The 11,533-nt window shown below is 68.2% G+C and carries 13 protein-coding genes; 7 read left to right on the top strand and 6 right to left on the bottom strand.

Annotation, left to right across the window (positions count from 1 at the left end):
- The first annotated feature begins 148 nt into the window (after nt 1–148).
- Entirely contained in the window at nt 149–1,003 is an 855-nt protein-coding gene (locus tag ABLG96_RS18750; protein ID WP_353648835.1) for a sigma-70 family RNA polymerase sigma factor, read from the top strand.
- 9 nt (nt 1,004–1,012) lie between these two features.
- On the opposite strand, the gene ABLG96_RS18745 is transcribed toward ABLG96_RS18750, so the two are convergent.
- The 4 genes from ABLG96_RS18745 to ABLG96_RS18730 all read right to left on the bottom strand — a co-directional run bounded on the left by ABLG96_RS18745 (nt 1,013) and on the right by ABLG96_RS18730 (nt 4,721).
- Entirely contained in the window at nt 1,013–1,705 is a 693-nt protein-coding gene (locus ABLG96_RS18745) for a GAF and ANTAR domain-containing protein (protein WP_353648834.1), read from the bottom strand.
- Complete coding sequence (locus ABLG96_RS18740; protein ID WP_353648833.1) at nt 1,702–2,979, bottom strand: potassium channel family protein; 1,278 nt, start codon at nt 2,977–2,979, stop codon at nt 1,702–1,704. Before ABLG96_RS18740 ends, ABLG96_RS18745 begins: the two co-directional genes overlap by 4 nt.
- 50 nt (nt 2,980–3,029) lie before the next feature.
- Nucleotides 3,030–3,950: a PAC2 family protein gene (locus ABLG96_RS18735; protein WP_353648832.1), complete on the bottom strand. Its 921-nt coding sequence runs from the start codon at nt 3,948–3,950 to the stop codon at nt 3,030–3,032.
- A gap of 279 nt (nt 3,951–4,229) precedes the next feature.
- The gene (locus ABLG96_RS18730; RefSeq protein WP_353648831.1) at nt 4,230–4,721 is read right to left on the bottom strand and encodes a DUF2505 domain-containing protein; all 492 of its coding nucleotides are present in this window, start codon (nt 4,719–4,721) and stop codon (nt 4,230–4,232) included.
- A gap of 96 nt (nt 4,722–4,817) precedes the next feature.
- On the opposite strand from ABLG96_RS18730, the gene ABLG96_RS18725 reads away from it, so the two are divergent.
- From ABLG96_RS18725 to ABLG96_RS18715, 3 genes are all read left to right on the top strand, one after another.
- Nucleotides 4,818–5,879 (top strand): UDP-N-acetylmuramate dehydrogenase, encoded by a 1,062-nt coding sequence (locus ABLG96_RS18725; protein WP_353648830.1) that lies wholly within the window; start codon nt 4,818–4,820, stop codon nt 5,877–5,879.
- A 63-nt stretch (nt 5,880–5,942) separates the two neighbouring features.
- Nucleotides 5,943–7,247, top strand: coding sequence for an Ig-like domain-containing protein (locus ABLG96_RS18720; RefSeq protein WP_353648829.1), 1,305 nt, complete (start codon nt 5,943–5,945; stop codon nt 7,245–7,247).
- 86 nt (nt 7,248–7,333) lie between these two features.
- Entirely contained in the window at nt 7,334–8,032 is a 699-nt protein-coding gene (locus ABLG96_RS18715; RefSeq protein ID WP_353648828.1) for a hypothetical protein, read from the top strand.
- A 6-nt stretch (nt 8,033–8,038) separates the two neighbouring features.
- On the opposite strand, the gene ABLG96_RS18710 is transcribed toward ABLG96_RS18715, so the two are convergent.
- The gene (locus tag ABLG96_RS18710; RefSeq protein WP_353648827.1) at nt 8,039–8,200 is read right to left on the bottom strand and encodes a hypothetical protein; all 162 of its coding nucleotides are present in this window, start codon (nt 8,198–8,200) and stop codon (nt 8,039–8,041) included.
- Nucleotides 8,201–8,421: 221 nt separating this feature from the next.
- Between ABLG96_RS18710 and ABLG96_RS18705 the strand changes: the two genes are divergently transcribed.
- A complete protein-coding gene (locus ABLG96_RS18705) occupies nt 8,422–8,931 on the top strand; it encodes a YbjN domain-containing protein (protein WP_353648826.1) in 510 nt (169 codons plus the stop codon).
- 11 nt (nt 8,932–8,942) lie between these two features.
- Here ABLG96_RS18705 and ABLG96_RS18700 read toward each other — a convergent pair whose 3' ends face one another.
- Entirely contained in the window at nt 8,943–9,197 is a 255-nt protein-coding gene (locus ABLG96_RS18700) for a hypothetical protein (RefSeq protein WP_353648825.1), read from the bottom strand.
- A 521-nt stretch (nt 9,198–9,718) separates the two neighbouring features.
- On the opposite strand from ABLG96_RS18700, the gene ABLG96_RS18695 reads away from it, so the two are divergent.
- Both ABLG96_RS18695 and ABLG96_RS18690 read left to right on the top strand, forming a co-directional pair.
- Nucleotides 9,719–10,510, top strand: coding sequence for a hypothetical protein (locus ABLG96_RS18695; protein WP_353648824.1), 792 nt, complete (start codon nt 9,719–9,721; stop codon nt 10,508–10,510).
- Nucleotides 10,511–10,571: 61 nt separating this feature from the next.
- A complete protein-coding gene (locus tag ABLG96_RS18690; protein ID WP_353648823.1) occupies nt 10,572–11,315 on the top strand; it encodes a phosphoglyceromutase in 744 nt (247 codons plus the stop codon).
- The last annotated feature ends 218 nt before the right edge of the window (nt 11,316–11,533 follow it).

Here is an 11,533-nt window from a genome sequence, read left to right as displayed (position 1 = left end):
GCAGGTGGGGGCTGGGCCCGTGGCAGCCGCAGGTGAACATACCCAGATCAAACGGCTGGATACGTTGTATCTTCGCCGATCCTGTGATGTCCTCGAGGAGGTCTAACAGCGGGCCCTCTGCGTGTAGGTGTTTCTCCTGAGGAGACGCATGACTCTTGCTGAAGCCATCCGTGACCCTTCCGGTGGCGACGTGACCACTCCCTTCTCCGGTTCCGTCGCGGAGCTCGACCCCGTTCAGGACGCCCGGCAGACGGCACGTGACGCCCGCGCTGATCAGGTGCGGGTGCTGCTGGCCGATCTGGACGGATGCGACGAGGATGCCGCCGACCGGATCAAGCAGCGGGTCGCCGAGCTCACGATGCCCGTGGCGCGCTCGATCGCCTCGCGGTATCGCAATCGGGGTGTCGACCTGGTCGACCTGGAGCAGATTGCGGCGCTGGGTCTGATGAAAGCCGTGCACCGCTGGAAGCCGGGTCTGTCCGAGGATTTCCTGCAGTACGCGGTGCCGACGATCAGCGGCGAGATCAAACGGTTCTTCCGCGATCGCTGGTGGACCGTACGGCCGCCCCGCCGTCTCCAGGAGGCTCGTGCCGCGCTGTCCCAGGCCGAGCACGATCTTCGCCAGGTCGGTGGCCGGGAACCCGCAGACGCCGAACTCGCCACTGCGATGGGCACTGATGTCGCGACCGTGCGGGAGGCCAAGCAGGTCCGTCAGTCAGCCCGTTTCACCTCGCTGGAGGATCCGGCATCCGACAACGGTGCCATCGACCGGTTCCTGGCCGGGGAAGACATCGAACTGGAGCGGGTCGAGTCCCGACTCGACGTCGCCCAGATGCTGGACTCGCTGGGCGAGCGCGATCGAAAGGTGCTGGAGCTGCGGTACTTCCGCGGGTTGTCGCAGGCGAAGATCGGTGATGCCATCGGCGTCAGTCAGATGCAGGTCTCGCGCATCCTGCGCGATGTCACCAGGAAGCTCCGGGAGGAGTGGACCGAGTCGGGTTGAGTCCGGGTCTCAGCTCGCGGGCGGAAGTTGCGCGTGGGGGAGTTCGCCGCGGTCGACCACCTGTCGGGCGACGATAGCCAGCTTGGTGTTGTTGTGCTGGGAGTACCTGCGCAGCACCGAGAACGACTGTTCCGGGTTGATCGCGTGGCGCTCCATCAGGATTCCCTGGGCCATCCCGATCAGGTGGCGGGCATCGACGGCCCGCCATAGATCCTCCTCGTGACGGAGTCTTGCCAGCGCGACCGAGGCATGGGCCGCCACCACCCGGCAGGCCACCAGTTCCTCCTCCGACCAGCCGCGCTGCTCGTCGTTGTAGAGGTTGAGCGCCCCCAGCGCGCGGTCCGCAGTGAACAGGTGCAACGACAGTACGCTGTTGATCCCGATCTGAGCCTTCACCGCCGGCGACCAGCGCGGCCACCGCGGATCGTCGTCCATGTCGCGGATGACGTACAGCTCGCCGCGCTCGGCGGCAGTCAGGCACGGGCCCTCCTGCAGCTCGTACTGCAGGGCATCGGCGCGTTCGGCGTGCTCGTCGGTGGCAGCGGCGGAGAAGAGGGCGCCGCCGGCCTCGATCAGGGTGACGCTCGCGTGGTCACAGACGGTCGACTCGACGGCCAATTGGGTGATCGATCGCAGGGTCGCTGCCGGGTCGTCCTTGACCGACAGGTGCCGCACCCGTTCGGCCAGAACCAAGTCGTTCATCCCTCATCGTCCCTGGGCGACGCGCGGCGACTGCGCCGGGCCGCCCGACCGTCGGGTTCGGTGGCCTCACTCTCGTACTCGCCGTCCGGATCGGCCAGCCCGGACTCGTCCTGCGCGTCGGGCTCGTCGGAGTCGTCGCCGCGATAGCGGGACGGTCCACGCCGCGGCTCGACGCCCCGCGGAGCGCTCCGGTCCCGGCGACCGCGCCGCCCCTGCTCCTGACGCTCCGCGTCGGCAGCCTGCTGCGCCCGGGCGGCATCGGTCGCTCGGATGACGACGATCCGGTCACCCGGCTGGAACACCTTGACACCGCCCGAATCGAAGCGGTGCGCGACCCCGCGACGGATCACCGTGAGCACGATCTCGCCCTGTGCGGTGAGTCGCGCTGGTGCCAGACCGACGTCCTCGGGACGCACATCCCGCTCCGAGATCTGCAGTCCGGCAACAGGTTCCAGCAGATCCTCCAGTACCTCGCCGGCGTGCGGCGCGATCGTCGACAGTCCGAGGAGGCGGCCGGCGGACTCAGCGGTGGGGATCACCACGTCCGCGCCACCCTGGCGCAGCACGCCGATGTTCTGTTCCTCCTTGGCGGCCGCGACGATGGTCGCGCGCGGTGAGAGGCGCCGCGCGGTGAGGGTCACCAGCACGCTGGTGTCGTCGCGATCCGCGGCCACGATGACCCGTTCCGCGGTGGCGACCGAAGCCTGGCGCAGCACCTCCTCGCGACGGGCGTCACCGACGACGCCGACACAGCCGTCACCGGTGGCGGCCTTGACCATGGTGCCGTTCTGGTCGACGACCACGATCGACTCGGCCTTGGCGCCCTGGTCGAGCAGCGCCTTCACCGCTGAGCGACCCTTCATCCCGTACCCGATCACCACCGTGTGCTTCTTCACGCGTCTCCTCCAGCGGGCATAGCGGAACTGTTGGCGACTGCGTTCGGTGAGCACCTCGATGGTCGTGCCGACCAGCACGATGAGGAACAGGAACCGCAGCGGGGTGATGACGATGATGTTGGTCAGCCGCGCCGCGGGCGAATCCGGAGTGATGTCGCCGTAGCCCGTGGTGGAGAGGGTGACGGTCGCGTAGTAGAACGCGTCGAGCAGGCTGTCGACCCTGCGGTCGAGATCGCGGTATCCGTCGCGCTCGAAGTAGACGATCATCGCCGTCGCCACGATGCACAGCAGGGCCACCACGATCCGGAGGAGGATCGCGCGCAGCGGTCCGTGCTCGCGTTCCGGCAGAGCGATCCGGACCGGGGTCTCCTTGGCCACGCACGCAGACTACTGCGCGCGACAGGCGCTCCCGGACCGTCCGGCTCGGCTCACTCCTGGTCGGCGAGGAACTTCTCGACCTGGGCCGCGAGTTCGTCGGCGGTGGGCATCGCCTCCGACGGGGCAAGCAGGCTCCGACCGTTGGCGGAGATGAAGGCGTCGTACTGCTGCTCCAGGGCCGTGACCACCTGCGCCACCTCCTCGTTGCCGGAGAGCTCCACCGCGAGCTGGGCATCGAACTGACCGATCGCACTGTTCAGTTCATCGGCCTCCAGAGCCAACCCGGTCGTCTCCTGGAGTGCCTGCAGCAGCCGCTGGGCGGTGACCGGATGGTCGCTGCGGGCAAGGTAGTGCGGGACGTGCGCAGCCAGTCCGATGGCCGGCAGGCCGAGCTCGCCGAAGCGGTATTCGAGCAGTCCGCTCACATGGCCGGGCACGCTGATCGTGCCCATCCAGGCCTCGTTGCTCTCGACGAGACCCGGGCGTGAGCTGTGGCGGGACATCCCGGCCGGGCGGGTGTGCGGAACGGCCATCGGGATCGCGAGCAGGTTGACCGTCAAGCGGACGCCGAGCTTCTGCACCAGGTCTGCCACATCGGCACAGAAACGCTCCCAGTGCAGGTCCGGTTCCGGGCCGGTGAGCACCAGGTAGTCGGTGCCGGCGCGGTCGCGGATCCGGCGCACCAGCAGCTGCGGCCGGGCGTAGGAGGTGAACGCGCCGTCGACATAGACCAGCGGGGGACGCCGCGAGCGGTAGTCGAGCAGTGCATCGACGTCGAACGTCGCGACCACGTCGCCCGCAGGTTCGGGGCGCCCGTCCGGATCGCCACTGCCGAGCAGGTGACGGATGGCCAGTGCGACGCCGTTGCCGGCGTCCACGTAACCGTCCAGCGCGACCAGCAGCACGGGCTCGTGCAGGCCCTCAGCGGCCTGTTCGTCGAGCACGTACAGCTCGTCGGGGCGGTGTGTCACCGGGCAGTCTCCTTCAAGGGGTTGCATCTCAGGTACTCCCACCCCAACGTACGGCCGCCGCCCCGGATTCCCCCACCCGCTCGATCAGCGCACAGCGGAAAGGCCTGACCCGTGACCGCGGCGGAGGGCGCCGCTGCGCAGGCTTCGCTGGACGCGCCGGTTCGCAGGCTCACCGGCGCGTCTGGCGCTGCAGAGGGCTGCGCGTCGCCCTCCGCCGCGGCCCCGGTGGTCGAGCGAGAGGAGCGAACGAGACGTGACACCGACAGATCATCGACCAGATCAGAGGGCGGCGGCGGTGTACTTCTCCTCGGCCACCAGCAGCTGCTCGACCTGCTCGACGATGACGCTCTCGATCTTGCCGCCGAACAGCGGGATCGGGACGCTGGCGGAGCCGTCGACCGTGAGGGTGCTCCCCGTCCCGGCAGGAGAGAGCGTCATGGTGCCCTTCAGGCTCGCCGGCGCACCCTTGATCACGACGTCGAAGTCGGCAAGGAACCCGGCGCCCTCGGCGCGCCACTTCTCGGTGCGGATCGTGACCGGGTCGCCGGGAATCAACGAGGCGACCATCGATGGCAGCGCTGACGCCGGGATCGACTGCTGCATCGAGAGAATCAGACCTTCGGCGGGGGATCCGGAGAGCTCGTTGACCGACGGCTCCAGCCCGCCGGCGGCCTGCAGCCGGCCGTCCAGGAACGCACGGTCGGCGAACTTCGCCATCACGGCGGACGGTGCAGCGGGGTAGTGCTGGACGACGTGCAGAGCGGTGGACATCGGTCTCCTCGGTGGACGGCTGCGGCTGACGTTCTCGCATCTGGTCGCCCTCATGCTACTGGGCGGTAACTTGAGCGCTGACGCTATGGTGTCGCCGTGCATCCTGCCGTCACGTTGGCCCAGCTGACCACCCTCGGTCTGGGTGGCCCGGCCCCGCGGTTCGCGGTCGCGTCCACCGTGGACGAGGTCCGGGACGGCACCGCGGAGCCCGGCGCACTGGTGATCGGTGGCGGTTCGAACCTGGTCGTCGCGGACGCCGGGATCGCGGGGCCCGTCATCAGGATCGGCATCGAAGGCATCGACCGCCGGGTGGCTGCCGGTCCCGACGGATCGGATCTGATCACGTTCGGGGCCGGCCTCGACTGGGATGCAGTCGTCGCCGAGCTCACTGCCGACGGCTACGCCGAACTCGCGCCGCTGTCCGGGATCCCGGGCTCCATGGGCGCGACCCCGGTTCAGAACGTGGGCGCCTACGGCCTGGAGATCGCGGAGATCCTGGATCGGGTGACGGTGCTCGACCGCTCGAGCGGCGAGCTGGTCACGATGACGCCGGCCGACCTGCAGCTGGGATATCGCAGTTCGGTGCTGCGGGGCACGGACCGTGCAGTGGTGATCGACGTGACGTTCCGGCTGACCCGTACCGCCACCATCGTCCGCTATGCCGAGCTGGCCAGGACCCTCGGAGTGCACGCCGGGGAGTGTGCACCGCCCACCGCCGTGCGGGACGCGGTCCTCGCACTGCGCCGCAGCAAGGGCATGGTGCTGGATCCGACCGATCCCGACACCCGCAGCGCAGGGTCGTTCTTCACCAACCCGATCATCGACGCGTCCGCACTGCAGGCACTGCGCGGGAGGGTCGAGGAGGCCACGGGCGGCACGGGGTTCCCCGCGTTCCCGGCAGGTACTTCGTCGGCGGGTGAATTGACCAAGCTGTCCGCCGCCTGGCTGATCGAACACGCCGGCTTCCACAAAGGCCATCCCGGTCCGGGAGCGCGGGTGGCCGTGTCGTCGAAGCACACCCTGGCGCTCACCAATCGCGGTGGCGCATCGACGGCCGACCTGGTGACGCTGGCCCGGGAGATCCGTGACGGCGTGCTGCAGCGCTTCGGCATCCGGCTCGAGCCGGAGCCGGTGATGATCGGCGTCTCGCTCGACTGAGCTCGCGGACCTGCACCGATCCACTCCCGGGAGCTCTCATGAACCCCCGGTATCGTCGTCGGGATGAGCTTGCTGCCAGCGCTGCGCCGTCGCACCCGTCTGATCGCCCTCGTGCCGCTGGCCGCCCTGCTGCTGACGGCGTGCGCCCACGAGGAGGTGGTTGTCGTCCGGACCACCGTCACCCCGGGCCAGCCGAGCAGTGCCGTCGGCGGTGGCGTCGCCCAACCGTCGAGTGACGCACCCTCCACGGTCGGCAGCGCGCAGCCCACCTCGAAGGGACCCGGGCTCGCCGCGCAGATCCAGGTGATCTCCAACCCGGAGTTCGGCAAGAAGGACATCGGCCCCAACGATCCGATCAGCGTCACCGTCTTCTCCGGCACGATCAGCGCGATGAAGGTCGAAGCCAGCGACGGCACTCCCGTCGCCGGTGAGGTTTCCGCCGACAAGACCATCTTCACCGTGAAGGACCGCCTCGCCTACGGCCTGACCTACAACTTCGCCGGGACGGCCACGGCGCCGGACGGGACCACGAAGAAGATCGGCGGCAAGCTCTCCACGGTCAATCCTGCAGACACCGTCCGGACCGCCGTGCAGATCCCCGAAGGTGGCACGGTGGGCGTCGGTGCCCCGATCTCGGTGACGTTCTGCCCGGCCGTCCAGGACAAGGCGGCAGCCCAGAAGGCGCTCGAGGTGACCACCGACAAGAAGGACATCCCCGGCAGCTGGGGGTGGCTCGCCGACGAGGAGTTCTCAGCGGGCGAGGGCGTGTGCTCCCAGGCGCACTACCGGACGAAGGACTACTGGCCGGCGAACACCAAGGTGAAGCTGACTGCGAACCTCTCCGGGGTCAACTACGGAAACGGTTGGGGCCGTGAGGACCTCGTGCGCAACTTCACCATCGGTCGGTCGCTGATCATGAGGGCGGAGGTGTCCACGATGCGTCTCGTGGTGATGAAGGACGGCGCCGTCTTCCGCAACTACAAGGCCTCCTACGGCAAGGAGTCCGTCCCCGGCCGGACGACGGTCAGCGGTATCCACATCGTCCAGAAGACCTATCCGACGTTCAAGATGTGCAACCCCGCGTACGGCTACTGCAACCTGCTCGAGCGCTGGGCGATCCGCATCAACAACAACGGCGAGTTCATCCACGAGAACGAGAAGGTGGAGCAGGCGGGGCTGCTGGGCGTGCAGAACGTCTCGCACGGTTGCATCAACCTGGGCGGGGTGGACGCCAAGGAGCTCTACGACACGGTCATCTACGGCGACCCGGTCGAGGTGAGCGGCACCAGCGTCCAGATCAGCGCGAAGGACTACATCTACGACTGGGGCTACAGCTGGGACGAGTGGCAGACGCTGTCGGCGCTGTGATCCGGACGAGAGTGGCCCGACTCCACGCGAGAACTGATCCGCTGTACGACCCGCAAGCCGACCAGCGCTACAGCGCGGGCTGAGTGATGTCGCCGGCGCCGGGCAAGGACGCTCCGGATGATGCGTTGGTGGCGGCGGTCGACGAGGTCCGGGGCTTGTGGCGCACGTTGTTGCAGGAAGGCCCGGACGCGCTGACCGAGATCCGCGTCGTCGTGCAGGAGTTGCTGCTCCGAGGGCGGGACGACATCGAGATCACGGAGGGTCTGCTGGGGCTGTGGGAGATCGCGCCGTCGCCCAGTCGGGACGACGTCCTGGCCGCGTGGCGCAGGTGGGAGAAGCAGGTCGCCCTCGAACGGCAGTATCCCGGAATCCTGGCGGTCCTGAAGGGGCGGAACGCGGTCGGGTCTCATCTGTCCACCTTCGGCTACGCAAGGGCCCGCTCGTTCAGCGGCAAGATCGCCGGGGACCTCGAGGTCCCGGTGGAGGTACTCATCGGCCCGGTCGACGACTTCCCGAGTGATGCGTGGGACAGCCCTGGTACTGACCTGCCGGCGCGCCTGACCAGATGCCCGGCCCGGGTCTCACCGGCGGGGAATCAGCCACCGCACGAGTCCGTAGGCGAAGAGCGCGAGGCTGGTGAGAGCGGTCGCGCTCAACACGATGGAGGCGATCGACCAGACTCGACGCCGGCGCCCACCACGTCGCTGACGAAGACGATCTCCGCTGCCAGCACCAGGCGCCGCCGGCCACCGGAGGCCAGCGGAGCGTGGGGCTCCAAGAGCTGAACCCAGTCACGCGAACTCCTGCCCGAACGTGGGCAACCCGTGGAAACCCATGGCTGTGCTGGGCGATTCGGTCGGTGCCGCCGGACCACCCCACCGAAGTAGCGCGGCGATCAACATCTGTCGCTCCGCGTCGGAGAGCTCGACATGGATCAGCGTCGCTCGGTCCATCGGCACATCCTCGCAGGGGTACGTCGCCGACAGCCGCGCCTATCATCGGAAGATGTACCCGACACCCACGTGTTCTGCCGGCGACAGTCAGGGTGCGCGACCCCGTGCTCACAGAACTGGTCGCCAATGAAGATGAATCGGCAGCTCGAGGCTTATTTCGCTCGCTGGAGACCGATTCTGCGAGTGATCCTCCCGGTAGTCGCCTTCAAGTGGGTCCGTTGATGGCCGGCCCGGACGTCCTGTCAGCGCAGGGCGTCGCGGCCGCGTTGACCGAGCTGGACGTGCGGTTCCACACCGAGCCGGACGGCGCCTCGTTCCTGGTGACGTTGCCGGGGGAGCGCAAGCACAAGACGCTGGTCTGGTTGTCGGTGGGGACGCACGAGCTGTTGGTGGAGAGCTTCGTGTGCCGCAAACCCGACGAGAACGCCGAGGGTGTCTACCGATTCCTGTTGCAGCGCAACGCTTCGCTGCGCACCATCGCCTACGCCCTCGACCAGCTCGGCGACATCCACCTGGTCGGGCGGCTGGGACGGTCCGGGATTCCGGCGGACCGGGTGACGCAGGAGATCGACACCGTGCTCGGTCTCGTGCTGGCCACCAGTGATGACGATTTCAACCTCATCCTGGAGCGCGGCTTCGCCTCGGCCATCCGGCGGGAATGGGCCTGGCGCACCGCGAACGGCGAGTCGGCCAAGAACCTGCAGGCGTTCCGGCACCTGATCGAAGCCTGAGGGTCAACGACTCAACCGGTCTCCTCGAAGATCCACGCCGTGTCGTTGCCGAGCACGAGACGTGACCCCTTCAGCGACACCCCGAGGTCGCCGACCGGAGGTCCCTTCGGGTTCTCTCCGACGGCACAGGCCTCCCCGTCCGGTTCGCCCAGCTGGAGCCGCTCCGAGTTCTCGAGGGGTGAGACGGTGTAGCGCAGCGTGCAGTCGCCGGTCACCGTCGCTGTCGCCCCGGCGAACGACATGGTGAACTCCAGGCCCCGACTCATCAGATTCTGTGCACCACCGTCGATGAAGGTGCTACGCAACGCGAAGGTGCGGCCTGAGAGTCGTTGTACGATCGAACCGGATTCACCGACGTCGGTCGGCGACTCCGGTGGGGGAGTCGAGGACCCTGCGAGCGATGAAGGTGGGGCTGTGGGACTTGCCGACATCGTCACGGAGCCCATCGTCAACTCGCTCGGCGGCGGGGCCGAGCTGACGTTCCGATCTCCACACCCGGATGCCATCACCAGAACCGTCAGCAGGGCTGACGCTCCGCCCGCTCGACGTCCCCATCGGACTCCGGTGTGTCCGACCCGTTGCTCTTTCATCATTGTCCCCGTTTCGATGACGGCCGAACGCCTGACTGCGTCGACTCCCACCGACCGGACGAAGCTCCGGGCGCCGGGCGTTGCACCGTGCCCTGATGCAGACCAATTTCCCCCTCACGCAACCCGTATCGGTGCCAGGCGTCCTGCTGACGTACGAGGAACACCTCGTGGCACCCGATGAGCGAAGGAGCACCGTCATGATCAGGACGATCTGCAGGGCAACAGGAATCACCGGGATCGCGGCAGGACTGGTGGTGGCGATGAGCCTGCCCGCCGGGGCCGCGCCGGTCTCTGCAGCGCAGTCGATGCTCACGGCCAGTTCATCTGCTGCCGCCGAAGCTGCTGTGGCACAGCGTATCTCGAAGCAGGTCGAGGTCGGCGACCTGGTGACGAAGGCGCAGGCGCAGCGCGCATGGGTGGCATCCACCCGTGGCGACAAGCGCATCTCGGTGGTGCGCGAGAGCGCTCCGGCTGCCTCGACCGGATCGGGCTCGCCGTACCACCTCGGCAACTTCCGGCAGTCCGCGGTCGCGTCCGCCGTGGTGCGCTACCGCGCGTCATCCAACGCCGGCCTCCCGTTCGGTCACCTCACCGAGCAGCGCACATTCGCCTACCCCGATGCGGCCACGGCCTCACGCGCGCTGACCCGCGATCTCAACTACCTCCGCGCGCTGAAGGTGAGCCCGCAGTGGGTGGAGGCGGAGGGCCTGTCGGTGAAGCTGGCCACCGGGGTCGGTGACGACGCCTACTGGCGCACCGTCAAGGGCTCCCCGGGTCTGGAGACGGAGCTGGTGTTCCGTCAGGGCAACGTCGTCACCATCTTCTCCACCTGGGAGTACGAGGTCGACACCGTCCAGCAGACCCGGACCTCGACCCTCACCCTGGCCGAGGAGCTCGTGCAGCGGCAGCGGACGGCACACGGCAGCTCGGCGGCGACTGCAGCGGTGCAGCTGCTGGGATCTGACCCGATCCGTACCGGCAAGATCTGACAACTGCACGTCCTGACCTCGCCCGGTGGGCCATCCAGCCGGGTGAGGCAGGATGGGCGGTATGACCAGCACACTGATCCTGCTCCGCCACGGCGAGAGCGTGTGGAATGCCGAGAACCTGTTCACCGGCTGGGTGGACGTGCCGCTGTCGCAGAAGGGTCAGGCCGAGGCCACCCGGGGCGGCGAGCTGCTCAAGGAGCGCGATCTGCTGCCCGACGTGCTGCACACCTCTCTGTTGCGCCGGGCGATCTCGACTGCCAACCTCGCCCTGGACGCTGCAGACCGGCACTGGATCCCGGTCCGTCGGCACTGGCGGCTCAACGAGCGGCACTACGGCGACCTGCAGGGCAAGGACAAGAAGCAGACGCTGCAGACGTACGGCGAGGAGCAGTTCATGCTGTGGCGTCGCAGCTACGACGTGCCGCCGCCGCCGATCAGCGCCGACAACGAGTACTCGCAGGCCGGCGATCCCCGGTATGCCGATCTCGGTGCCGACGCGCCGCAGACCGAGTGCCTTGCCGACGTCGTCACCCGCCTCGAGCCGTACCTGTACGGTCCGATCGCCGACGACCTCAAGGCAGGCAAGACCGTTCTCGTTGCGGCGCATGGCAATTCACTACGTGCCACCGTCAAGCTGCTCGACGGGATCGACGACGCCACCATCGCCGGACTGAACATCCCGACCGGGATCCCGCTGGTCTACGAACTCGACGCCGAGCTCAAGCCGCTGACGCCGGGCGGCACCTACCTCGACGCAGCGGCCGCGGCCGCCGCGGTCCAGGCGGTCGCCAACCAGGGACGCTGACCTCGGAAGGCCGGGGGTGCGCCGGGTCCCGAGCTCGGTTGACGAGAAAATGGCCCTCGATCGACGTTCCTGCAGGAGTACCTGCGGATTCGGCGATCGGGGGCCATCCTCTCGTCACGGTCCGGGAGTCGGTGTCGTGCGCCGCATTGATGTCGCCGTTGAGCGCAGGCCGCGCTGGTTTGCCATATCAGCAAACGCCCTTGCAGGTCACGCAGTGA

This window comes from Nakamurella sp. A5-74, assembly GCF_040438885.1.
Taxonomy (GTDB): Bacteria; Actinomycetota; Actinomycetes; order Mycobacteriales; family Nakamurellaceae; genus Nakamurella.
This window is presented reverse-complemented; position numbering and strand designations above follow the sequence as displayed.